Source organism: Streptomyces sp. CG4, assembly GCF_041080655.1.
Taxonomy (GTDB): Bacteria; Actinomycetota; Actinomycetes; order Streptomycetales; family Streptomycetaceae; genus Streptomyces.
On the sequence record NZ_CP163525.1, the window covers coordinates 8770638 to 8795213 of the forward strand.

Annotated in this window: 18 protein-coding genes; 12 read left to right on the top strand and 6 right to left on the bottom strand. The window is 71.5% G+C overall.

Going from position 1 to position 24576, the window contains the following annotated elements:
- The first annotated feature begins 49 nt into the window (after positions 1-49).
- Together AB5L52_RS40460 and AB5L52_RS40465 are read left to right on the top strand one after the other, a co-directional pair.
- A complete protein-coding gene (locus AB5L52_RS40460) occupies positions 50-1162 on the top strand; it encodes a nitronate monooxygenase (protein ID WP_351018584.1) in 1113 nt (370 codons plus the stop codon).
- Positions 1163-1170: 8 nt separating this feature from the next.
- Complete coding sequence (locus AB5L52_RS40465; RefSeq protein ID WP_369369049.1) at positions 1171-2721, top strand: acyl-CoA synthetase; 1551 nt, start codon at positions 1171-1173, stop codon at positions 2719-2721.
- Between the two features lie 33 nt (positions 2722-2754).
- Here AB5L52_RS40465 and AB5L52_RS40470 read toward each other — a convergent pair whose 3' ends face one another.
- The 3 genes from AB5L52_RS40470 to AB5L52_RS40480 form a co-directional block, all read right to left on the bottom strand.
- Positions 2755-5664, bottom strand: a complete 2910-nt coding sequence (locus AB5L52_RS40470) for an AAA family ATPase (protein WP_369368205.1) — start codon at positions 5662-5664, stop codon at positions 2755-2757.
- A 186-nt stretch (positions 5665-5850) separates the two neighbouring features.
- Positions 5851-6867 (bottom strand): (-)-alpha-amorphene synthase, encoded by a 1017-nt coding sequence (locus AB5L52_RS40475; protein ID WP_369368206.1) that lies wholly within the window; start codon positions 6865-6867, stop codon positions 5851-5853.
- Positions 6842-8320 carry a cytochrome P450 gene (locus tag AB5L52_RS40480; RefSeq protein WP_369368207.1) on the bottom strand — a complete coding sequence of 493 codons (1479 nt, stop codon included), beginning with the start codon at positions 8318-8320 and terminating at the stop codon, positions 6842-6844. The genes AB5L52_RS40475 and AB5L52_RS40480 overlap by 26 nt, the downstream gene beginning before the upstream one ends.
- Positions 8321-8613: 293 nt before the next feature.
- Here AB5L52_RS40480 and AB5L52_RS40485 point away from each other — a divergent pair, with 293 nt between their 5' ends.
- Positions 8614-10110, top strand: a complete 1497-nt coding sequence (locus AB5L52_RS40485; RefSeq protein ID WP_369368208.1) for an acyl-CoA synthetase — start codon at positions 8614-8616, stop codon at positions 10108-10110.
- Between the two features lie 211 nt (positions 10111-10321).
- On the opposite strand, the gene paaK is transcribed toward AB5L52_RS40485, so the two are convergent.
- From paaK to AB5L52_RS40500, 3 genes are all read right to left on the bottom strand, one after another.
- Complete coding sequence (paaK, locus tag AB5L52_RS40490; RefSeq protein ID WP_369368209.1) at positions 10322-11626, bottom strand: phenylacetate--CoA ligase PaaK; 1305 nt, start codon at positions 11624-11626, stop codon at positions 10322-10324.
- A gap of 213 nt (positions 11627-11839) precedes the next feature.
- Positions 11840-13588: a sulfatase gene (locus AB5L52_RS40495; RefSeq protein WP_369368210.1), complete on the bottom strand. Its 1749-nt coding sequence runs from the start codon at positions 13586-13588 to the stop codon at positions 11840-11842.
- A gap of 155 nt (positions 13589-13743) precedes the next feature.
- A complete protein-coding gene (locus AB5L52_RS40500; RefSeq protein ID WP_351562445.1) occupies positions 13744-15360 on the bottom strand; it encodes an acyl-CoA synthetase in 1617 nt (538 codons plus the stop codon).
- 189 nt (positions 15361-15549) lie between these two features.
- Between AB5L52_RS40500 and AB5L52_RS40505 the strand changes: the two genes are divergently transcribed.
- The 9 genes from AB5L52_RS40505 to AB5L52_RS40545 all read left to right on the top strand — a co-directional run bounded on the left by AB5L52_RS40505 (position 15550) and on the right by AB5L52_RS40545 (position 24505).
- Positions 15550-16350 (top strand): crotonase/enoyl-CoA hydratase family protein, encoded by an 801-nt coding sequence (locus AB5L52_RS40505; RefSeq protein WP_351562442.1) that lies wholly within the window; start codon positions 15550-15552, stop codon positions 16348-16350.
- A 21-nt stretch (positions 16351-16371) separates the two neighbouring features.
- The gene (locus AB5L52_RS40510) at positions 16372-17313 is read left to right on the top strand and encodes an OB-fold domain-containing protein (protein WP_351562439.1); all 942 of its coding nucleotides are present in this window, start codon (positions 16372-16374) and stop codon (positions 17311-17313) included.
- Positions 17310-18380: a thiolase domain-containing protein gene (locus AB5L52_RS40515; RefSeq protein ID WP_369368211.1), complete on the top strand. Its 1071-nt coding sequence runs from the start codon at positions 17310-17312 to the stop codon at positions 18378-18380. The genes AB5L52_RS40510 and AB5L52_RS40515 overlap by 4 nt, the downstream gene beginning before the upstream one ends.
- Entirely contained in the window at positions 18377-19543 is a 1167-nt protein-coding gene (locus AB5L52_RS40520; RefSeq protein ID WP_369368212.1) for a thiolase domain-containing protein, read from the top strand. Before AB5L52_RS40515 ends, AB5L52_RS40520 begins: the two co-directional genes overlap by 4 nt.
- An 81-nt stretch (positions 19544-19624) precedes the next feature.
- Entirely contained in the window at positions 19625-19867 is a 243-nt protein-coding gene (locus tag AB5L52_RS40525; protein WP_351018549.1) for a DUF397 domain-containing protein, read from the top strand.
- A 161-nt stretch (positions 19868-20028) separates the two neighbouring features.
- Positions 20029-20931, top strand: coding sequence for a universal stress protein (locus AB5L52_RS40530; protein ID WP_369368213.1), 903 nt, complete (start codon positions 20029-20031; stop codon positions 20929-20931).
- Between the two features lie 206 nt (positions 20932-21137).
- A complete protein-coding gene (locus AB5L52_RS40535; RefSeq protein WP_369368214.1) occupies positions 21138-22385 on the top strand; it encodes a PHB depolymerase family esterase in 1248 nt (415 codons plus the stop codon).
- A gap of 137 nt (positions 22386-22522) precedes the next feature.
- A complete protein-coding gene (locus AB5L52_RS40540) occupies positions 22523-23938 on the top strand; it encodes a 3-hydroxybutyrate oligomer hydrolase family protein (RefSeq protein WP_369368215.1) in 1416 nt (471 codons plus the stop codon).
- A 69-nt stretch (positions 23939-24007) separates the two neighbouring features.
- Positions 24008-24505: a hypothetical protein gene (locus tag AB5L52_RS40545; RefSeq protein ID WP_030339601.1), complete on the top strand. Its 498-nt coding sequence runs from the start codon at positions 24008-24010 to the stop codon at positions 24503-24505.
- The last annotated feature ends 71 nt before the right edge of the window (positions 24506-24576 follow it).

Consider the following 24576-nt stretch of genomic DNA (forward strand, 5'->3'; position numbering starts at 1 on the left):
ACGTCAGAAAGCTCTTCCGTCGGCACGTCGGCTGCGGCATCCTGCGCCCATGCAGACGGAGCTGAGCAGGACACTGGGAGTCGAGCACGCCGTCTTCGGCTTCACGCCGTTCCCCGCCGTCGCCGCGGCCATCAGCCGGGCCGGCGGCTTCGGAGTGCTCGGCGCGGTCCGCTACACCGCCCCCGACGACCTCAAACGCGACCTCGACTGGATCGAGGCCCACGTCGGCGACCGGCCCTACGGGCTGGACGTGGTGATGCCCGCGAAGAAGGTGGAAGGTGTCACCGAGGCCGACGTGGAGGCGATGATCCCGGAAGGGCACCGGCAGTTCGTGCGGGACACCCTCGCCCGGCACGGGGTGCCGGAGCTGGCCGAGGGCGAGGCGTCCGGGTGGCGCATCACCGGGTGGATGGAGCAGGTCGCCCGCACCCAGCTCGACGTCGCCTTCGACCATCCGATCAAACTCCTCGCCAACGCCCTCGGCTCCCCGCCCGCCGACGTCGTCGCCCGCGCACACGACCGGGGTGTACTGGTGGCCGCCCTCGCCGGCAGCGCCCGGCATGCTCGCAAACACCAGGAGGCGGGGATCGACATCGTGGTCGCCCAGGGCTACGAGGCCGGCGGCCACACCGGCGAGATCGCCACGATGGTGCTCACCCCCGAGGTCGTGGAGGCCGTCGACCCCCTGCCCGTGCTGGCGGCCGGAGGGATCGGCAGCGGCCGGCAGGTGGCGGCCGCCCTCACACTCGGCGCGCAAGGTGTATGGCTGGGCTCTCTATGGCTGACCACCACAGAGGCCGATCTGCACGCGCCCGCCCTGACCCGCAAGCTGCTCGCCGCCGGTTCCGGCGACACCGTCCGCTCCCGCGCCCTCACCGGCAAACCCGCACGCCAGCTCCGTACCGAGTGGACCGACGCCTGGGACGACCCGGCCGGACCCGGCACCCTGCCCATGCCGCTGCAGGGCCTGCTCGTGGCCGAGGCGGTCTCCCGGATCCAGAAGTACGAGGTCGAACCCCTGCTCGGCACCCCCGTCGGCCAGATCGTCGGCCGGATGAACAGCGAACGCAGCGTCCAGGCCGTCTTCGACGACCTCACCCGCGGCTTCGAAGGAGCCGTGGACCGCATCAACCGCATCGCCGGAAGGAGCGGCCAGTCGTGAGCGCAGCAGTGAGCACGCCCCCCGCCGGTTTCTGGGCCCAGGCCGCCCAGCACCCCGACCGCACGGTCCTCGTCGCCCCCGACGGAGAGGAGTGGACCGCCGGACGACTGCACGGCGCCGCCAACCGGCTCGTCCACGGGCTGCGCGCGGCCGGCCTGCAGCGCGGCGACGCCTTCGCCGTCGTCCTGCCGAACGGCGTCGAGTTCGTCACCGCCTATCTGGCCGCCACCCAGGCCGGCCTCTATCTGGTCCCGGTCAACCACCACCTCGTCGGACCCGAGATCGCCTGGATCGTCGCCGACTCCGGTGCCAAGGTGCTCATCGCCCACGAGCGGTTCACCGACGCCGCCCGCGCTGCCGCCGACGAGGCGGGCCTGCCAGCCACCCACCGGTACGCGGTCGGCGCGGTCGCCGGCTTCCGCCCGTACGCCGAACTCCTGGGCGGACAACCGGAGTCGGCGCCCACCGGCCGCGAACTCGGCTGGGTCATGAACTACACCTCCGGTACGACGGGACGCCCGCGCGGCATCCGCCGCCCGCTGCCCGGCAGGGCGCCCGAGGAGGCCTACCTGGGCGGCTTCCTCGGGATCTTCGGCATCAAGCCGTTCGACGACAACGTCCACCTGGTCTGCTCGCCGCTCTACCACACGGCCGTCCTGCAGTTCGCGGGCGCGTCCCTGCACATCGGCCACCGGCTGGTGTTGATGGACAAGTGGACCCCCGAGGAGATGCTCCGCCGCATCGACACCCACCGGTGCACCCACACCCATATGGTCCCGACCCAGTTCCACCGTCTGCTGGCCCTCCCGGACGCGGTCAAGGCTCGCTACGACGTCTCGTCGATGCGGCACGCCATCCACGGCGCCGCCCCCTGCCCCGATCACGTCAAGCGCGCCATGATCGACTGGTGGGGGCACTGTGTGGAGGAGTACTACGCGGCCAGCGAGGGCGGCGGCGCCTTCGCCACCGCCGAGGACTGGCTGAAGAAGCCCGGCACCGTCGGCAAGGCCTGGCCCATCAGCGAACTCGCGGTCTTCGGCGACGACGGCAACCGGCTCCCGCCCGGCGAACTCGGCACCGTCTACATGAAGATGAGCACCGGAGGCTTCTCGTACCACAAGGACGAGGCCAAGACCCGCAAGAACCGCATCGGCGACTTCTTCACCGTCGGCGACCTCGGCCACCTCGACGAGGACGGCTATCTCTTCCTCCGCGACCGCAAGATCGACATGATCATCTCCGGCGGGGTCAACATCTACCCGGCCGAGATCGAGTCCGTACTGCTCTCGCACCCGGCCGTCGCCGACGCGGCCGCCTTCGGCATCCCGCACGACGACTGGGGCGAGGAGGTCAAGGCCGTGGTCGAACCGGCACCCGGCCACGACCCCGGCCCGGCCCTCGCCGCCGCCCTGCTCGACCACTGCGCGGGCCGACTCGCCGGCTACAAGCGGCCCAGGAGCGTCGACTTCATCGCCGAGATGCCCCGCGACCCCAACGGCAAGCTGTACAAGCGGCGGTTGCGGGATCCGTACTGGGAAGGGCGTACGCGGGCGGTGTGAGCGCGGCCGGGCCCGGGCCCGGGCCCGAGGGCTTCAAGGGCGATGGCGAGGACAGCTCTCCAGGAATCCGGGGAGGCCGGCGGCGTCCGTGCCGATCTTGCGATAGACGCTGGACAGCAACTGCCGCACGCCTTGCTCGGTGAGGCGCAGTTCCTTCGCGATGACCGCCACCGGGTGTCCCCGGGCGGTCAGTTCGGCGGTACGGCGTTCCTGCCCGGTCAGGGTGTCGGCCTGCACGTAGCGCAGCGGCAGGGGGCGCAGTCCGGCCGCGGAGAGCTCTTCCCTGGCGCGGACGGCGAGTGCCTCGGCGCCGCAGTGCACCGCGCCTTCCAGACCTTGGTAGAGGCGATCGGCCGCCTCCTGCAGCCGCCCGTTGCGGGACAGTGCGGCGCCGTGGCCGATCTGGGCGCGGGCGAGTTCGTAGGCGGCGGGCGACTGCTCCAGTTGGTCGACGGCCTGCGCGTACAGGTCGAGTGCCGCTTGTCCGCCGGTCACCTCGGCGAGGGTGTGCAGGGCCTGGCCGATGATGGAGGCGGCACCGAAGTCCCGGGCACGCCGCACGGCCTCCCGGGCGTGGGCGACCGCTTCGTCCGGGGCGGTGGGGACCAGCGCGGACGCGAGCCGGAGCTGCCACGGGCACCAGGCCGGGTTCCGCCAGGCCCGTTGGTCCAGCCAGTCCCCGACCGCGGACGACAGCTTCGCCGCCTCGGCGTGCCGTCCCTCTGCCAGGAGCAGTTCCGCGTACACGGTGCGGGGGTCGGGATAGATGACGGCGTTCGGAGGCGTCTCGCCGAAGTGGTGTTCGTCGGCGAGTGCCCGTGCCTCGGTGATGCGTCCACGGGCCAGCAGGGTCTGGATCAGGATGCCGACGGCGAACCACTGGGCGGGCACGGCCCCTGCCACCGTGTTGGCGATGCGCAGACCGTCCCGTACGAGATCCTCGGCCTCGGCCAGGCAGCCCCGGTGGTAGCCGATGTAGCCGGCGAGGGCCTGGCCGAGTGCCAGGTGCGAGCCGCGCCAGCCCTTGGCCGCGCACTCCGCGATTCCCTTGTGGAACAACTCCTCGGCCCGTCGCGGCTGGTCGCCGTACATGAACACCAGGGCGACCGAGACGGGCACCTCGAATCCGTGGTTCTCGTCCGTCCAGCTCATGCCGCCGCGCAGGGCCTTCCCGGCATACGTGAGGGCGGTCTGCCGCGGTTCGCCGCGCTTGACGGCGTCCCAGGCCCGCAGTCCCAGGATGTAGCGCTCCTCCAGACCGCGGCCGGGCAACTTCTCGGCGAGACGGGCCAGTGTCCGGGAGCGGGCGGGTGAGTCGGGGTCGTCGGTGCGGACCATGCTCCAGACGAACTGATCGGCCTGCAAGCGCAGTTTGACGCGCGGATTCACGGCCGCGCGCGCCTCCTCGGCGGCCACCGCCACGGCCTCGGCCAGCTGATCGGTGTGCGCCAGAGCCTGCGTGAGCCGAAAGACGATGGAGGCACGCAGATCCGGGTCGACGTCGGGCTCCGCCAGCGCCTGGCGGAGATACCGCACCGTGGCCGGGGGCTCGATCAGGAACGTGGCGCACGCGAGTTCGTGCAGGAGCGCGGCACGGTCCTCGGGCAGGGGCGGCTCTTGCAACGCGCGGGTCAGCAGCCGTCGGGCGGCCTCGGTCGCCCCGGCGCGGAGGTACTCGCGCGCGGCCTCGCGCAGACACGCGACCGTCTCGGGACTGCCCTCGCACGGGACCTCCAGCAGATGCCGGGCCGCGGCGGTGGGGCCGTATCCCGCGGCCAGCACGGTCTGAGCCGCGGTGTTGTGCAGACCGACCCGGAAGCCCGTGCGGATGGACCGGTAGATCGTCGTGGCGATCAGCGGGTGAAGGAATTCCAGCTCCCCTCCGGGGCCGTGGCCGTCGGCAAGGATCCGGGCCGTACGCAAGGCCTGGATCGCCTCGGTGACGGCCTCGTCGCCGAGCACCGCGATGCTCGCCGCGAGCTGGGGCGAGAACGGCGAACCCAGCACGGCGGCGGTCTGCGCGAAACGGACGGTCGCCGTGTCGAGCCGTTGCAGACGCTCGATCAGCCCCGGGCCCTTGATCGCCGCGGCGAGCTCACGCATCGCGGGCAGGTCGTCCCCGGTGCCGGTGAGTTTCCGCTCGCCGAGCCCGATCGCGAGTTCCACCGTCTCGAACGGGCTGCCTCCGGTCGCCGACCAGCATTCCTTGCAGAACTGATCCTCGGCGTTCTCGCCGATTTCGTTCCTGACGATCCGCGCCACGCCGTCGGCGGTGAGCAGCGCCAGGTCACGGGGGCGGTCCCCCTGGTCTCCGACCCACGCGCGGAGTTCGCCCGCCTCCGGCGGCAACTCGTCGGGCCGGTAGGCGACCACGATCAGCAGCGGAAGGTTCTCGACTCGTGGTGCGAAGGAGGCGAGCCAGCTCAGGGACTCGGCATCCGCCCAGTGCAGGTCGTCCAGGAGCAGGACGACAGGCGCCTTCTTCACCGTGAGGCGCGTCATGACCCAGTCGAGACCTTCGCGGACCCCGGTCGGATCCGGTGCGGGGGAGGGGCCGCGCGCTTCGAGGCCGAGCACGGCGGCGACGATGTTGTACCAACTTCCCAGGAAGGAGCGGAGCTCCGCCCCGTCCATGGCGGCCAGCGAGGGCTGCACCAACTGGCGCACCACACGGAACGCCGACCCCTGCTCGGTCTCCCCGCCCCTGCCCGACAGCACCGTGAACCCGCGGGCCGCGGCCCGGGCACGGGCTTCCGTGACAAGTGCCGTCTTGCCCAGTCCGGCCGGCCCGGTGAAGGCGACCAGCCCCCTGCGCCGCGCCCGCGGCACACCGTCCGTGGCACTCCGCAGCTCCCGGAACGCGGCGTCGAGGGCCTGAAGTTCCCGCTGGCGCTCGATCAACGTTCGTTGCTCGGTGATCGGTTGCCGCGGCTCCGTCGCCATGTGCCGTACCGCCTTCTGTCGTTCGGCCAGGGAGAGCCGAGGGTACGCCTCATGGAGGTGGGGCCGGCCGGATTGTGCACCATAGGATGAATGATTGGCTGCGCGGGGGATAATGCCCACTCGCTGGGTAAGGGATTCGAGTTGGCATCTTCCGGTGACGCTGTCACCGCAGCACGACAGGCGTGATTACGGCACGGCGGGCACCGACGTCACATCCGCGTAGCGCGGCACGGTGCGGGACCAGTAGTAGCACCCGCGAATCCAGCCGATCATGCCCTCCACGTAGCCGACACCCGCGGGGCTCAATTCCGGTTCGATCTCCGCGTAGAGCCTCTGGAACTCCTCGATCGTCCCATTGATCTCCTCGATGGCCAGAAGGACGGCGGCCTGCACCGAGCACCGGTGCTCGCGTTGGTACGCCAGGGCCAGGTTGATCATTTCGCCCGCACGCTGCTCTTTCACCACGGAGAACAGGTCGGGTATCCACACCGCCGCGTCGGCCGACAGCCGGCCCAGTCGCCGTACGACGGGATGGTGGAGTTCGGCGGGGGACAGTTCATGGGGCTGCGCGGCCTCGCACAAGGGATGGAACGGCTCGACGCCCGCGGTCAGCGACCGTATCGAGGTGCAGTCCCGGGTACGCAGGAGGAAGGGGTGGGCCTGGGCCACCGCTTCGTACATCAGGCCGTGCACGTATTCACTGCTCTTCCAGGCCCACCGCGCGGCCTGGGCGGGGGTGCACCGTTCCTGGACCTGCCGGTGGAGGTCGGCCAGAGCCGCGCCGAGGGGAGTGCTCGGCGGCCGGCCGTCCCGCAGAATCGCGATGCTTTCGCACAGCATGGGCAGCAGCCTGCCCGGTGAGCGCCGGCCGACGACCTCCGCACGGTCGTCGAAGACGAACTGATAGGCGATCTGATTGGCCACGATCTGGAGGAGTCCGGAGTCCATGGTGGGGCTGTTGTAGGAAGCGAGCTCGGCGGGGCGCGTACGGGCGATCATCGCCGCCACACCTGGTTCGTGGGTCAGCCCCCACACGCTCAGCCATGCGTCGACTCCGGCCGCGGCACGGGATTCAAGGGGGTTGCGCAGAAAAGGGAATGGCATGTGGAGGTGGGTGTCGATCAGGTCCCTGAGATTGGCGACCGGCAACTCCTCCGGTAGGCGGACGGTGATTTCCTCATGCGTCGTCGACAACGTGGTCACCTGCCGTTCGGGAATCCGATGCGCTGGGGGCAGCCACCGCTCGGGGCGCGGGCGAGGGGGTGGGAGGCGGTGCGTCCGACGGCCCGTGCGACCGGGCTTCGCAGGCCATCACCAGGGAGCGTGGGCCCAGTGTGATCGCGGGACGCGGTTTCTGTGCCACGTACCCGGGCACATGCCGCAGCCGCCGGCGCCCGGCAAGCGTCGCGAGTGCCAGGGTGGCCTCCACCATGGCGAACTCGTCACCGAGACATTTGCGGTTGCCCGCGGAGAACGGGATCATCGCGCGGCGCTGTGCGGCGGTGAGCTGTCCCGGCAGCCAGCGATCGGGGTCGAAACGCTCGGGGTCGGGGAACGACGAGGGATCGTGGTGCAGCAGGTAGGGGCTGTACAGAACGGTGGCTCCCGCGGGCAGCCGGCATCCGGCGAGTTCCGTCTCCCTGGTGGTGACGCGGGTGAAGAGCCAGCCGGGCGACGAGTGGCGCAGCGTCTCGGAGACGACGCACCGGGTCTGGACCAGATGCGGCAGATCGTCCGGGCCGGGCCGGCGGCCTCCGGGAAGGACGGCGTCCAGCTCGGCATGCAGGCGGCGCTCCGCCTCCGGATGGCGGGCGAGCAGGCTGAAGGCGTCGGCCAGGCACAGGGCCGGGGCCTCGACGCCGGTGAGCAGCAGCGTGATCAGGTGGTCGTGGACGTCCTGGTCGGAGATCGCCGCCGCTTTGCCGTCGCCGCGCGTGGCCGCCAGCAGCGTTCCCAGAATGTCGTCGCGCTCGGCGCCCCGGCGGCGCTCCGCGATCGCCGTGTCGATGATGGCGTGCAGCCGGGAGAGCGCGCGCCGGTAGCGGCGGTTGGCGGGTGTGGGGAGGCGGAACAGGGCGTCGATCGGTACGACCGTGCGGACGAAGAGGCCACGGACGACGTCGGTGAGACAGTCCCGCACCTCGGCCGTCGCCGCGTCGTCCAGCGCGTCGGAGAGGAGCACACGGCTGATCACGCGGGCCGTGAGGGTCATCATCGCCTCGGTGACGGGAACCACCCGACCCGCCGGCCATGTGTCGCACACCGACTCGGCCTCTTCGGTGACGAGGTCCGTGTACGCGGCGACGTGCGAGGGACGGAAGCCGGGCTGCAGCAGCCTGCGCTTGTCCCGGTGCGCCGGCTGGCGGCAGGTGACGAGACCGTCCCCCATCAGCTTCCCGAGCCGGTCGTACAGCGGGCCCCCCTTGTCGAAGGTGTGCGGATCCATGAGGACCTCGTGGGTCAGCTCCGGGTGGCACACCATCCAGGCGCGCTGGGGGCCCAACCGTATTTCGACCAGATCCCCGTGCGCGGGCAAAGAATTCAGAAACGCCAGCGGCCGACGGTAGAAGGCGATACCGTGGCCGAGGAGTGGGAATATGCCGGGAGCAGTACCTGTCGTCCACGTTCGTTTCTGTTCAGGCACAGCACGGCTCATGGATACCTCCTGCCCAACGTGACTCGGGAAAAGTGCGAACTGCTACGGACTGCGAACTGCCAGGGCTTGGCGCCCGCAACATTTCCTGCCCAGGTTCAATGCTGCATGCTTTCCGGAAACCTTTCTCCAAAGGGGCGCACAGAAGCACGCAGAAGCAAAAGTTGCCTTCGGCGAGCGACCGTTGATGCTGTATGCATCGAAAATGTGGGCGAGGGTCGGATGTTCTTCCGGGTTTGGGTAGGCACCTCCCGGGTGCTTGACCTGCCTCCGGGCCGGGCCGAGGATCATGAGCCATGACGCAGGGACACGGCAGCACGGTCGACGGGGTGCTGCGGCGCAGCGCCCGGCGCACTCCGGCCCGCCTCGCGGTGGAGTACGGCGCGCGCCGCTGGACGTACGAGGAACTCGACGACGCCGTCTCCCGCGCGGCCTCGGTACTGCTCGCCCAGGGCCTCGCCCCCGGCGACCGGGTCGGCGCCTACGGCCACAACTCCGACGCCTACCTCATCGCCTTCCTCGCCTGCGCCCGGGCGGGCCTGGTCCATGTACCGGTCAACCAGAGCCTGACCGGGGACGACCTGGCGTATCTGGTGGGCCAGTCCGGCAGCAGCCTCGTCCTCGCCGACCCGGCCCTCGCCGTCCGACTCCCGGACGGCGTACGGACGTTGCCGCTGCGGGACGCCGAGGGCTCCCTCCTCGCCCGGCTGGCGGACGCCCCGCCGTACGACGGGCCCGAACCCCGCACCGACGACCTGGTGCAGCTGCTGTACACCTCCGGTACGACCGCCCTGCCCAAGGGCGCGATGATGACCCACCGGGCCCTCGTGCACGAGTATCTGAGCGCCATCACGGCCCTCGATCTGAGCGCCGGCGACCGGCCGGCACATGCGCTGCCGCTGTACCACTCGGCCCAGATGCATGTGTTCCTGCTGCCGTACCTCGCCGTCGGCGCGACCAGCATCATCCTGGACGCGCCCGACGGGGACCGGCTGTTCGACCTCGTCGAGGCGGGCCGCGTGGACAGTCTGTTCGCGCCGCCCACGGTGTGGATCGGCCTGGCGGGCCGGCCCGACTTCGCCACCCGTGACCTCGACGGCCTGCGCAAGGCCTACTACGGTGCGTCGGTCATGCCCGTCCCGGTCCTGGAACGGCTGCGCGCACGCCTGCCGCGGCTCGCCTTCTACAACTGCTTCGGGCAGAGCGAGATCGGCCCGCTCGCCACGGTGCTCGGACCCGACGAACACGAGGGCCGGCTGGACTCCTGCGGCCGGACCGTGCTGTTCGTGGACGCCCGGGTCGTGGACGACAAGGGCGACGACGTGCCCGACGGCACCCCCGGTGAGATCGTCTACCGCTCACCGCAGTTGTGCGAGGGCTACTGGGACAAGCCCGAGGAGACCGCCGAGGCCTTCCGGGACGGCTGGTTCCACTCCGGCGACCTCGCGGTGCGCGACGCCGAGGGCTACTTCACCATCGTGGACCGGGTGAAGGACGTCATCAACTCCGGTGGCGTCCTGGTGGCTTCACGCCAGGTCGAGGACGCGCTGTACGCCCACGACTCCGTGGCCGAGGCGGCCGTGATCGGCCTGCCCGACGAGCGGTGGATCGAGGCGGTCACCGCGGTCGTCGTCCCGCGCGGCGAAGTGACGGAGAATCAGCTCATCGCCCACGTGAAGGAGAAGCTCGCGCCCTTCAAGGCGCCCAAGCAGGTGCTGTTCGTAACCGAGTTGCCGCGCAACGCCAGCGGAAAGATCCTCAAGCGCGAACTGCGCGACCGCTTCAGCGGTTAGCCGAGGCCTCCAGCGGGTCCTCGACTCCAGCAGCGCCTTGGCGAGCAACCGCCACTGCGGCGGCGCCGATTCGCCCGGTGCCCACGAAGCGGTCGCTGCCGCCGGAGAGATCGTCGTCGGTGTGGCCGAGCCGACGGAACTTGGCGATGTTGTACGGGGTTTGGAGGTGGCCCTGCAGGTGCTCGCGCGCGAGGGCGCGGGCCCGGGGGTCCTATCCCGCGTCCGGCTGGCGCAGGTCCACGATCCGGCGGATCTTGCCGACCGAACGCTCCAGCGACTCCGGCTCCACGATCTCCACGTCCACGGACACCCCGATGCCGTCCTTCACGGCCGCGACGATGGACCGGGCCGCCGCCTCCCGAGCCTCCGGGCCCGCGTCCGGACGGGCTTCGGCCCGGACGGTCAGCCGGTCCAGCCGGCCCTCCCGGGTCAGCCGGAGCTGGAAGTGCGGCGCCACGCCGGGCGTGCGGAGCACGATCTCCTCGATCTGGGTCGGGAACAGATTGACCCCGCGCAGGATCACCATGTCGTCACTGCGCCCGGTGACCTTCTCCATCCGCCGGAACACCCGCGCCGTACCGGGCAGCAGCCGGGTCAGATCCCGGGTGCGGTACCGGATGATCGGCATGGCCTCCTTGGTCAGCGAGGTGAACACCAGCTCGCCCGGCTCGCCCTCCGGCAGCACCTCACCCGTGATCGGATCAACCACCTCCGGATAGAAGTGGTCCTCCCAGATCGTCAGCCCGTCCTTGGTCTCCACGCACTCCTGAGCCACACCCGGGCCGATCACCTCGCTCAGCCCGTAGATGTCGACGGCGTCGATCGCGAACCGCTCCTCGATCTCGCGCCGCATCTGCTCGGTCCAGGGCTCGGCCCCGAAGACGCCCACACGCAACGAGGTGCCGCGCGGGTCCACGCCCTGCCGCTCGAACTCGTCCAGCAGCGTGAGCATGTAGGACGGGGTCACCATGATGACGGCAGGCTGAAGATCCTGGATCAGCTGCACCTGCCGGGCCGTCATACCGCCGGAGGCCGGGACGACCGTACAGCCCAGGCGCTCGGCACCATAGTGGGCGCCCAGCCCACCGGTGAACAGCCCATAGCCGTAGGCCACATGCACGATGTCACCGGGCCGCCCGCCGGCCGCCCGGATCGACCGCGCCACCATGTCGGCCCACATGGAAAGGTCGTTGTCCGTATAGCCGACCACCGTGGGGCGTCCGGTGGTGCCGCTGGAGGCGTGCAGCCGGCGGATTTGCTCGCGCGGCACGGCGAACATGCCGTACGGGTAGTTCTCCCGGAGGTCGGCCTTGGTCGTGAAGGGGAAACGCGTCAGATCGGCGAGGGAGCGGCAGTCCTCGGGGCGGACACCTGCCTTGTCGAAGGACGCGCGGTAGAACGGCACGTGGTCATAGGCGTGCCGGAGCGAGGTGCGCAGCCGCTCCAGCTGAAGTTCCCGCAGCTCCTCGGGCCCGAGCCGCTCGCCCGCGTCGAGCAGGTCCGTCGCATCCGCCATCGCGTTCGTCTCCCTCGCCGTCCTCACATTCCGGACGACCGATCATTCGGTCGAGTCGTTCGGGGTCAGTAATTCAGGCCCTGTGGCTTCGGGCAAGAGGGCTGCGCGGAATTTCTGCACCGGCCGTCGCCCTGCGCGGCGCTCCCGCTTCGGGCGGTGACAAGCCGTTGCGCCGCCGTGCGACGGGGCTACCGGACTCAGCGTCCCTGTGGCTCAGCGTCCCTGTGGCCCGAACGCCTTCAGGAACCGGTCGCGGAAGTCGTCCATCCCCCAGACGGGAGCGTTGGCGGCGGGCCTCAGGCCCTCCGTCCAGCCCCAGCCGGAGATCCGGTCCAGCACCTTGGGGTCGTGGGCGACGAGGGTGACCGGCACGTCCTTGCGGGGGCTGTTCGCGGTGACGGTCGGTACGGGCTGGTGGTCGCCCAGGAAGACCAGGACGGTGTTCTGGTTGCCGTACCGCCGCAGGAACCCGGCGAGGCTGTTCAGGGAGTACTCGACGGAGGCGCGGTACTCCGTGCGCACGCTCTCGAGGTTGGCCCAGACCTCCTTCTCGGTCTTGCCGCCCCGTCTGATCTGCTGGAAGACCGAGCCGTCGCCCAGCGTCTCCCAGTCGACCATCCGGGGCACGGGCGCCCACGGATAGTGGCTGGAGGTGAGGATGATCTCCGCCATCAGCGGACCCCGGCCCCGCTTGCCGAACTCCCGTCGCTGGAACGTCTCCAGGGCATACTGGTCCGGCACCTGCGACCAGCCGAAGTCCGGGCCGTGGTAGTCCAAATGGTGGCCGTCGTAGACATGGTCCAAGCCGAAGAACCGCCCCTCCGGCCAGGCCACCAGCACCCCGGGCACGACCCCGACCGTACGCCAGGCGCCGGCCCTGCGGAACGAGCCGGTGAGGGTCGTCCGGTCGCTGGAGGTGAGGCTGCGGAACCGCTGCTGGTTGCTGATCCACAGGCCGGACAGGAACGTCGAGTGGGCCAGCCAGCTGCCGCCACCGGTCACCGGCGAGCGCAGCCAGCCGCTGCGGGCCCGGAATCCGGCGGCCGCGAGCGTCGCGGTGCTCTGCTTGAGGACCGTGCCGATCGGCGGGCCCATCGCCGGGTCCTCGATCGCCGAACGGCCGTAGCTCTCGACGAACGTGAACAGCACGTCCTTGCCGCGCAGGCCGGTCAGCAGCTGGTCCGGCGGGGTGCGGGCGAACGCGTCGACGGCGGCCTCGCGACGGAAGAGACGGGCGTCGGCGAGGGAGACGCGGACCTGCTTGGCCCGGTCGCCGAGGAGGCCCGCGTCGAGCGTCGAGGCGACCGGCGCTCCGCCGATGTGCAGGCCGAGCACGACGCAGGTGACCCAGGCGGTGGTCAGCACCAGGACGACGCGGACGGCCCGGGTGCGGTGACGGGCCATCAGGGAGGTCAGCCGGACCGTCGCGCCCGTGGTCAGGACGAGGACGGCGACCGCGAGGAGCAGCGCGCCGGCGAGCGCGGCCAGCTCGCCGGAGCGGCCGGAGGTGTCCCGGACATAGTCCGCCGCGTTGCTGAGCAGACCCCAGTCCAGCACCAGGTCGAAGGGGCGGTACAGCACCGAGTAGAACCCGATGTCCAGGCACTTGAGCAGGGCGACCAGCCCGATCAGCACACCGCCGGCCACCGCCCCGGCCCGCCGCGCCCGGGACGGCAGCACGAGCAGCACGGCGGCGAACAGGACCCCCTCGCCCGGCAACCGCACAAACGCGGCCGGCCTGAGCCGATCGGGTTCATCCGGCATCAACAGCGCGATCAGAAGAAGCCCGGCAGCGAGAACGCTCAGCCCCACGGCCACGCCCCGCGCGATACGCACACGCCGGCCGGCGCGGGCGGCTCCCGCGGCCTCCGCCTCCCGGATCGCGGCCCCCTCGGCTCCCCCTGCCCCGGTATGCGTCTCGTCCGCGCTCTCCGGCAGGCGGTCTGGCGTGTGGTGGGGCACCCGGAGATCCTTCCGTGCGTGGCCGGTGCCGGTACGGGAGGCCGGGACCGGCATCACTCGACCGATCGACGGTCACCGAGCGTGGTCGGACGGCATCGATCGTGCGCACAGAGTAGTCCGGCGGGGCGGTGGGGGCAGCGGGACACCCCGGGGCGCTATCGCTGGTCGGCGGCGACCGCCACCTCCCGTGCCCACCGGTAGTCGGCCTTGCCGCTCGGCGACCGCTGGATGGCGTTCGTGATCACCAGCTGGCGCGGGATCTTGTAACCCGCCAACCGGGTACGGCAGTGGCCCTGGATGTCGGCCAGGGAGGGGTGCGTGGCGCCCTCGCGCAGCTGCACCACGGCCGCCACATGGCTGCCCCACGTTGCGTCCGGCACCCCGGCGACCAGCGCGTCGTACACGTCCGGATGCGCCTTGAGCGCCTGCTCGACCTCTTCCGGGTAGACCTTCTCGCCGCCGGTGTTGATGCACTGCGAGCCCCGGCCGAGCACGGTGACCACGCCGTCCTCGTCGACCCTCGCCATGTCGCCGAGCAGGACCCAGCGCTGTCCGTCCTTCTCGAAGAACGTCTCTGCGGTTTTCCGCGGGTCGTTGTAGTAGCCGAGCGGTACATGGCCGCACTGGGCGACCCGGCCGACCTCGCCCGCGGCGACCGGTTCGTGGGTCGCCGGATCCACCACGCGGGTACGGGAGTTGACCCGGAGGCGGAAACCGCGCTCGGGGCCCGCGTCCTCCGTCGCCGTACCGTTGAAGCCGGACTCGGAGGAGCCGAAGTTGTTGAGCAGCATGGCGTTCGGGACCAGCTCACGGAACTGCCGGCGCACCGTCTCCGACATGATCGCGCCCGATGAGGACACGCTGAACAGAGCCGAGCAGTCCGTGCCCTTGAGCGGCCCGCTCAGCGCGTCGATCAGCGGCCGCAGCATGGCGTCGCCGACCAGCGACATGCTGGTGACCTTCTCCTTCTCGACGGTACGCAGCACTTCCTCCGGCACGAACTTGCGGTGCAGGACGACGCGTTGGCCGAAGTTGAAGCCGATGAAGGCGGTCAGCGTCGAGGTGCCGTGCATCAGCGGGGGAGTGGGGAAGAAGGTGATGCCGAAGCCGCCGGCGGCGACCCGCTCGGCCAGTTCCTCCGGCGTCTTCACCGGCTCGCCGGTGGGGGCTCCACCACCCAGTCCCGCGAAGAACAGGTCCTCCTGACGCCACATCACACCCTTGGGCATTCCGGTTGTGCCGCCGGTGTAGATGATGAACTGGTCGTCCCCCGAGCGAGCCGGGAAGTCCCGCCCGGGCGAACCGGCGGCCTCCGCGTCGGCGAACGCCGCCGCCCCGGGCACCGCGGCCGCCTCCGGGCCCACCCGCAGCAGATGCCGCAGCTTCGGCGCCCGCGGCAGCGCGCCCGCCACCCGGTCCGCGAACTCGGCGTCGAAGACGAGCGCGACCAGGTCGGCGTCCCGGTAGAGGTACACCAGCTCCTCTTCGACATAGCGGTAGTTGACGTTGACCGGAACGATCCGCGCTTTCAGGCAGGCCAGCACGGTCTGCAGGTACTCGACACCGTTGTAGAGATGGAGACCCAGGTGCTCCCCGGGCCGTATCCCGCCGTCGAGGAGGTGGTGGGCGATGCGGTTGGCGGCCGCGTCGAGCTCCGCGTACGTCAGCCGGCGCTCCGTGCCGGTGCCGGGATGGTCGACGTACACGAGCGCCTCGCGGTCCGGGACCACGTCGACGACCGACTCGAACAGGTCGGCAAGGTTGTACTCCACCGCTCCTCCTGACCCCGGCAGCCCCGACGAAGAAAGGCGAGAACCATCGCTTCGCCGGTCATCAGAGCAAACGGCGCCGCAACTGTGAAGGCCTCGCGTCAATAAATCTGACTGTCTGTCAGAAAACCCTTGAAGTGCCTCCTCGCCTACTGCAACCTGTTCTCGTTCTCACCGAGGGGAGACAAGCCCATGGGCGGGACGGAACACCTCACCGTGCGGCGCGAGGGCGCCACACTCGTGCTCACGCTCAACAGGCCCGACGCCAGGAACGCGCTCTCGCTGCCGATGCTCGTCGGCCTCTACGACGGCTGGTGCGAGGCCGACGAGGACGACGAGATCCGCTCGATCGTGCTCACCGGAGCCGGCGGCTCCTTCTGCGCCGGCATGGATCTGAAGGCGCTGGCCGGGAACGGTATGCAGGGCGAGCACTACCGCGACCGGCTCAAGGCCGACCCCGACCTGCACTGGAAGGCGATGCTGCGCCACCATCGCCCCCGCAAACCGGTCATCGCCGCCGTCGAGGGGTACTGCGTCGCGGGCGGCACCGAGATCCTCCAGGGCGCCGACATCCGGGTCGCGGGCGAGTCCGCGACCTTCGGGCTGTTCGAGGTCAGGCGCGGCCTGTTCCCGATCGGCGGCTCCACCGTGCGGCTGCAACGCCAGATCCCGCGCACCCACGCCCTGGAGATGCTGCTCACCGGACGGCCGTACAGTGCCCGGGAGGCGGCGGACATCGGCCTGATCGGCCATGTCGTGCCCGACGGCACCGCGCTCGACAAGGCCCTGCGGATCGCCGAGCAGATCAACGCCTGCGGCCCGCTCGCCGTCGAAGCCGTCAAGGCGTCGGTGTACGAGACCGCCGAGATGACCGAGACCGACGGCCTCGCGGCCGAACTCGCGCGCGGCTGGCCGGTCTTCGACACCGCCGACGCCAAGGAAGGCGCCCGCGCCTTCGCGGAGAAGCGGCCCCCTGTCTACAAACGCGCCTGACCCGCTGAAGGAGTCCGCCAGATGCCCGAAGTCCTCCAGGCCCCCCTCGTCGTCGAGTTCCCCTTCACCCGCTCCCTCGGTCCCGTCCAGAGCGCCTTCCTCACCGGACTGCGCGAACGCGTCGTGCTCGGTGTGAAGACCGGTGACGGGCGCACCCTCGTCCCGCCCGTCGAGTACGACCCCGTCACCGCCGAGGAGATCCGCGACCTGGTGGAAGTCGCGCCCACGGGCACGGTCACCACCTGGGCGTGGAACCACGAGCCGCGCCGCGGCCAGCCCCTCGGCACCCCCTTCGCCTGGGTCCTGGTCCGGTTCGACGGCGCCGACACGGCCCTCCTGCACGCACTCGACGCCCCCGGCCCCGACGCCGTCCGCACCGGCATGCGGGTGCGCATCCGCTGGGCCGAGGAGCGCACCGGCGCCATCACCGACATCGCCTGCTTCGAACCGTACGACGGAGAGCCCGGACAACCGGGCGGCCACCCGGGCGAGTTCGAGGACCCGCTCACCGGGATCGTCGCCCCGGCCCGCCTCGACTACACCTACTCACCCGGCCGCGCCCAGACCGCCTACATCCAGGCCCTCTCCGCACAGCGGACCGTCGGCGAACGCTGCCCCTCCTGCCGCAAGGTGTACGTCCCGCCCAGGGGTGCGTGCCCCACATGTGGCGTGGCCACAGCGGAACAGGTCGAAGTGGGTCCTCGGGGCACAGTGACCACCTTCTGCATCGTCAACATCAAGGCGAGGAACCTGGACATCGAGGTGCCCTACGTCTACGCGCACATCGCCCTCGACGGCGCCGACCTCGCCCTGCACGCCCGGATCGGCGGCATCCCCTACGACCAGGTCCGCATGGGCCTGCGCGTGGAGCCCGTGTGGACCGAGGGCGCCCGCTACCCCGACCACTACCGGCCCACCGGCGAGCCCGACGCGGACTACGAGACGTACAAGGAGCTGCTGTGACCAGCGAAGGAGCCCCCGCAGCCCGGGAGATCGCGGTCATCGCCTTCGCCCAGACCGACCACCGGCGCTCCACCGAGGAGTCCTCCGAGGTCGAGATGCTCATGCCGGTGCTGCACGAGGTGCTGGCACAGACCGGCCTCAGGGCCGCCGACATCGGCTTCACCTGCTCCGGCTCCAGCGACTACCTCGCCGGCCGCGCCTTCTCCTTCACCCTCGCCCTCGACGGCGTCGGCGCCTGGCCGCCGATCTCCGAGTCGCACGTCGAGATGGACGGCGCCTGGGCGCTGTACGAGGCCTGGACGAAGCTGCTCACCGGAGACGCCGACACCGCGCTCGTGTACTCCTACGGCAAGAGCTCGCCCGGCTCGGTGCGGGACGTGCTGACCCGGCAGCTCGACCCGTACTACGTGGCTCCCCTGTGGCCCGACTCCATAGCGCTGGCCGCCCTCCAGGCGCAGGCCCTCATAGATGCCGGCCACACCGACGAGCCGGCGCTGGCGGCCGTCGGCGCCCGCAACCGCGCCGACGCCACCGCCAACCCGCACGCCCAGCTCAAGGGCCGACTGCCGCACGGCGACTACGTCGTACGGCCGCTGCGCACCGGCGACTGCCCGCCGGTCGGCGACGGCGCCGCCGCCGTGATCCTCGCGGCGGGGGAGCGGGCCCGGGAACTGTGCGAGCGGCCCGCCTGGATCCGCGGCATCGACCACCGCATCGAGGCTCACGCCCTCGGTGTCCGCGACCTCGCCGACTCGCCGTCCACCCGGCTGGCGGCCCAGAAGGCGGGTGCCTTCGAACGGCCCGTCGACATGGCCGAGTTGCACGCGCCGTTCACCGCGCAGGAGGTGATCCTGCGCAGGGCCCTCCGCCTCGGCGACGACGTACGCGTGAATCCCTCCGGCGGAGCGCTGGCCGCCAACCCCGTCATGGCCGCAGGCCTCGTCCGCATCGGCGAGGCCGCCGCCCGCATCCACCGCGGCGACTCCGGCCGCGCCCTCGCCCACGCCACCTCCGGCCCCTGCCTGCAGCAGAACCTGGTCGCCGTACTCGAAGGGGATCCACGATGAGCAAGGAGCCCGTGGCCGTCGTAGGGGTCGGCCAGACCAAGCACGTGGCCGCCCGCCGGGACGTCTCGATCGCCGGACTCGTCCGAGAAGCCGCCCAACGCGCCCTCGTCGACGCCGAGTTGGCCTGGTCCGACATCGACGCCGTCGTCATCGGCAAGGCGCCCGACTTCTTCGAGGGCGTCATGATGCCCGAGCTGTACCTCGCCGACGCGCTCGGCGCCGTGGGCAAGCCCATGCTGCGGGTGCACACCGCCGGCTCGGTCGGCGGGTCCACCGCGCTGGTCGCCGCGAACCTGGTCGCCGCCCGCGTCCACGGCACGGTCCTCACTCTCGCCTTCGAGAAGCAGTCCGAGTCGAACGCCATGTGGGGCCTGTCCCTGCCGATCCCCTTCCAGCAGCCCCTGCTCGCCGGCGCCGGCGGCTTCTTCGCCCCCCATGTGCGCGCCTACATGCGGCGCAGCGGCGCCCCGGACACCATCGGCTCCCTCGTCGCCTACAAGGACCGGCGCAACGCCCTGAAGAACCCCTGCGCCCATCTCCACGAGCACGACATCACCCTGGAGAAGGTCCAGGCCTCGCCCATGTTGTGGGACCCCATCCGCTACTCCGAGACCTGCCCGTCCTCCGACGGCGCCTGTGCCATGGTCCTCACCGACCGCGCCGGAGCGGCCCGCGCGCCCCGCCCGCCCGCCTGGCTGCTCGGCGGCGCCATGCGCAGCGAACCGACCCTGTTCGCCGGCAAGGACTTCGTCTCCCCGCAGGCCGGCAAGGACTGCGCCGCCGACGTCTACCGGCAGGCCGGCATTGCCGACCCGCGCCGGGACATCGACGCCGTCGAGATGTACGTACCGTTCTCGTGGTACGAGCCCATGTGGCTGGAGAACCTGGGCTTCGCCGCGGAGGGCGAGGGCTGGAAGCTCACCGAGTCCGGAGTCACCGAACTCGACGGGGACCTGCCCGTCAACATGTCGGGCGGTGTCCTGTCCGCCAATCCCATCGGCGCCTCCGGCATGATCCGCTTCGCCGAGGCCGCCCTCCAGGTGCGCGGCCAGGCCGGAGAACACCAGGTGGACGGCGCCCGCAAGGTGCTCGGACACGCCTACGGCGGCGGCTCCCAGTTCTTCTCCATGTGGCTCGTGGGAGCACAGCCCCCGGAGTCCTAAAGTCCTTCCCACGTGGCCTGTTGGGCATCGTGAGCGGTCGCTAGGCTGGCCCGCGGACGACGAACCGGGAGGAGCACGGACGTGGCCGAGAGCACGATCCAGGAGCAGTCGCTCATGGGCTGGGACAAGCCGGAGCTGGACCTCAGCAAGGCCGAGTGGCAGTCCAGCAGCCGAGGTCTGGGCGATGTCCAGATCGCCTTTGTCGAGGGCTTCATCGCGATGCGCAACAGCGGCCGTCCGGAGAGCCCATCCCTGATCTTCACGCCGGCGGAATGGGGCGCGTTCGTCTCCGGAGCCCGGGAAGGGGAGTTCGACCTCACCTGAACCGCACGGGAGCGCCCGGCGCCACGCGGCCACCGGCAGCCGAACCGGGGGTGTTCCGCGCCGATTTCCGGACACGCGACCAGCAGCAACCCGCTGGGACCGCAGCCTGCGTCAGGCTGGCCCCAGCAAGGGGAAGGTCGGGTTCCGAAAGGTGAGGAACGATGAGCACTGCACCCGTCATCGCCGCGGTCGACGGTTCGGACGACAGCCTGCGCGCACTGGAGTGGGCCTTCGACGCCGCCCGCCGCCGCGCCACACCGCTGCGGGTGGTGCACGTACGGCAGTACGCCGCCTGGGGCCAGGCCGATGTGCTGGTCGCCGGGCCGCCGCAGGCGGAGGGCGATCCGGTGCTGGACGACGTACAGGCCCGGTTCGCGGACCGCGGGCCGGAGCCCGCCGTGGAGTACGTCGCCCTGGAGGGCGTCCCGGGCGCCGTCCTGCCGGAACTCGGCACGGACGCCGGGCTGTTGGTCCTCGGCTCCCGTGGCCGCGGCGGCTTCGCCAGCCTGCTGCTCGGCTCCAACGGCCTCGCCGCCGCCCGGGACGCCGAGTGCCCGGTGGTCGTCGTACCCCGGCCGGGCCGGCAGGTTCACGGGGACGGGCCGGCCGAGCCCGGGCCCCGGGTGGTCGTGGGCCTGCACGTCGACAGCCCCGACGACGCCGCCCTCGCCCTCGCCTTCGCCGAGGCCGCCCTGCGCGAGGCCCGGGTCCAGGTGATCGCCGCCTACCCGTGGCCGGTGCAGACATGGTCCGTGCCGGGCCAGATCCTGCCGCCCCAGGTCGACCAGGACGCCGTCGCGGGCGAGACCCGCGCCCTCGCCGAGGGCTTCCTCGCCCCGCACCGCAAGCGGCACCCCGAGGTCCGCGCGGACGCCGAGGCGCTGCCCGGCGACGCGGCCGGCCTGCTCGTGGCCGCCTCCAAGGATGCCGAGCTGGTCGTGGTCGGCCGGCACCGGCGACGCCTGCTCGCACCCGCCCGCATGATGGGCTCGGTCACGCAGGCCGTGCTGCTGCACGCGGCCTGCCCGATCGCCGTGGTGCCGCCGGGACCGTCCGAGGAGTGAGGCGGCCAGGGGGCACGGCCATGCCGACGTAGCAGACCCTGTGGCGCCCCGCAATGCGTCCGGTGGCGACCGGCACGGACCCGGCGGTGGTGTCCCGCGCCATGGTGCCGGGCCACACGCGTCCATACGGTTCCGCCACGCCCGGCGCTCCAGGCGCCGACCCGCGCACGAGCGGCCGGGCCGTGTGTCCTCGGAAGGAGCCGCTCATGCCCCTGCCCATGTTCCGAAAGGCGCCCGGAGCGCCGCCCCGTGCGCGCTCGTTGCCGCGCTTCCTGCCCCGCCTCCTCGCCGTCGTCGCCGTAGTCCTGGGCACCGCGCTCGCCGGCCCCCTGCCCGCGGCCCGAGCCTCCGTGGCGCTCACCGAGGTCAGCGGCTTCGGATCCAACCCGGGCGCCCTCACCATGTATGTGTACCGGCCCGCGTCGCTGCCCGCACACCCGCCGGTCGTGGTCGCCCTGCACGGCTGCACCCAGAGCGCGCAGGTCTATGCCGACAACTCCGGCCTGCCCCAACTCGCCGACCGGGACGGCTTTCTGCTGGTGTTCGCGCAGACCTCCACCGCCAACAACCCGAGCCAGTGCTTCAACTGGTTCCAGACCACGGACAATCGGCGCGGCCAGGGCGAGGTGCTCTCCATCCGGCAGATGGCCGGCCAGGCCGTGACCGCCTACGGCGCCGATCCCCAGCGGATCTACGTCACCGGTCTGTCCGCGGGCGGCGCCATGACCGCCGTCATGCTCGCCACCTACCCCGACGTCTTCTCCGCCGGCGCCATCGTCGCGGGCCTGCCCTACGACTGCACCAAGGACAACAGCCCCTACGTGTGCATGAACCCCGGCGTGGAGCTGAGCCCCGCCGAGTGGGCACAGCGCGTACGCGACGCCGATCCGTCGTACACCGGGCCGTGGCCGCGCACGGCCGTCTGGTACGGCGACCAGGACACCACCGTCGTCCCGCGCAACGCCACGGAGCTGCGCGACCAGTGGACGGCCCTGCACGGCCTCACCCAGAACCCGACCCGCACCACGACCATCGGCCCCGACGCCACCCGGCAGGACCAGTACCTGGCCGCCGACGGCACGGTAGCCGTCGAGGTCGACCGGGTTCCCGGCATCGGCCACGGCACCCCGGTGGACCCGGGCACCGGCACCCAGCAGTGCGGCAGCACCGGCGCCCCCTACTTCCCGGGCTCGATCTGCTCCAGCTACTGGATCGCCCGGTTCTTCGGCCTGGACACCTCCGATCCGGGCGGCGGAGGCGGTGGCGGCGGCGCCGCCTGCTGGACGGCGAGCAACTACGCCCAGGTGCAAGCCGGACGGGCCACCACCAGCGGTGGCTCCACCTACGCCAAGGGGTCCCAGCAGAACATGGGCCTGTACAACACCTTCGTCACCCACACCTTGAAGGAGTCACCCACGGGCTACTACACCATTGCCGACAACGGCTGCCCCTGACAGAGGGTCAGCCACGCCGGACATGGTGGTGTCCGGCACCGTTGCGGGGGCCGCCGTCCTGGCGGCCCCACACATGTCCCGGACACCCATATCGCCCCTAGCCTCCAGCGCGTCCACCCACCGCCGGAGGAACCCCGATGCCCACCACACCACCTGGACGCCGCCCACGCCGAGCCACGCTCCACGCTCTGTCGCTCACCGCGGCCTGTCTGCTCCTGACCAACCCGGCCACCGCAGCCACCAGCGGCACACCGGACGGCCACTGCGCCGGCCGCACCCACCTGCGGGTGCCAGGCGCCGCACGGCAACAGGCCGACTGCCTGGACGAGCTCACCACCGCCGGCACCGTGGCCTCCGGCCACACCGACCCGGCCGACTACGCCGGTCTCACCCCCAAGGACCTGCCCACCCCCAGCGGTGTCCCCGGCATCCAGATCGACGGCTACTTCCCGGACACCTCCACCACCAACACCGAGCACGGCCGGCACCACGACGCCCAGTTCGTCATCCGGCTGCCCGACCACCGGAACGGCGGCCTGGTCGTCGCCGGCACGCCCGGCAACCGGGAGCAGTACGCGAACGACCGGGCCATCGCCGACTGGGTGCTCGCCCGCGGCTACGCCTACGCCGCCACCGACAAGGGCAACACCGGCACCGCCTTCTACCGCGACGGCCTCCGGCCCGGCGACGCCATCGCGGAATGGAACGACCGCCTCACCCAGCTCACCCGCGCGGCCCGCACCGTGGTCGCCCAGCGCTACCACCGGCCCCCGGCCCGCACCATCGCCACCGGCCTGTCCAACGGCGGCTACCTCGTCCGCTGGCAACTGGAGCACCACCCCGAGCTGTACGACGGCGGAGTCGACTGGGAAGGCACCCTCTGGCGCACCGCCGGCCCCAACCCGCTCACCTTCCTGCCGGCCGCGCTGCGCGACTACCCCACGTACGCAGGCGGCGGCACCGCGGCCGCCGAAGCCCGGGCCGCCCTGCACCGGGCCGGCTTCCCGGCCGGCTCGGAGTTCCTGTGGCCGTACCACTACCAGGTCTACTGGGACCTCACCCAGCGCATCTACCGCGAGGAACTCGACCCTGGCTACGACGGTGCCACCGAGGCCGGCACCCCGTTCTGCCGCCCCGGCACACCCGCCTGCGACGCCGACTACGACTACGCGGCCCGCCCCGCCGCCGTCCACCGCGCGGTCGACCGGATCGCCCTCACCGGACGCATCGGCAAACCGCTGATCACCCTCCAGGGCACCCTCGACGTACTGCTCCCGATCAGCGAGGACTCCGACGTCTACGCACGCATGGTGCATGCGGCCGGGCGCGGCGCCCTGCTCCGCTACTACCGCATTCAGGGCGGCACGCACACCGACTCCCTGGTGGACGCCTTCCCCGACCGGCTGCGTCCGATGGTGCCCTGTCATCGCTCGGCCTTCGAGGCGCTCGAACGCTGGATCGCCGGCACCGGCCTCCCGCCCGCCGACCACACCGTCCCGCGCCCGGCCGCCGCCACCCCGGCCACCCTGCTCACCAGCTGCCCGCTGGACTAGGCCCTGCCCAGCGGATCGCCCGGGAGCCCACACGCCACCCACGGCAGCGCAGGCACGTACCATGGCCGCATGTCGTTCCTCCGCCGCCGCAGCGCCACCCCCGCCGGACCCGACTTCGACGTGCTGGCCATGGACCCGGGCGACTGGCCGGGCAACCTCGGCGCGGGCCTGCTGCCCGCCCCCGACGGCACCTGCCAGGGTGTCTTCCTGCGCTACGACCTCTTCGGCGGCCGCGGCCCCGCCATGATCATCGGCAATCTGCCGGAGGGCTCACCGGCCCGCGAGGTCGCCGAGGGCGAGATCCCCTTCGAGGTGGGTCAGCTGCTGCTGGCGCTGGAGAACGACGAGGAGGTCACCGTCGTCGGCGTCGAGGACACGCCGGTCCTCCAGGGCGACAACCTGCTCATCGTGCGGCGGCTCAAGCTGTCCGAGTCCCGGATCTCCTGCGTCCAGTTCGACCGCAGCGACGGCGTCCTCGTCACCATCGCCGCCTGGGACCGCCCCATCACCGACGACCTGTACGCCCTGCTGAAGCCGCTCCCGGCGGAGCTTTTCCAGCAGGGCTGAGACCACCCGCGCGGCTAGGGCCTGTCCGGCGGATCCTGTCGCAGACGCGAGGGCTGGCACGCCCTCCCCCA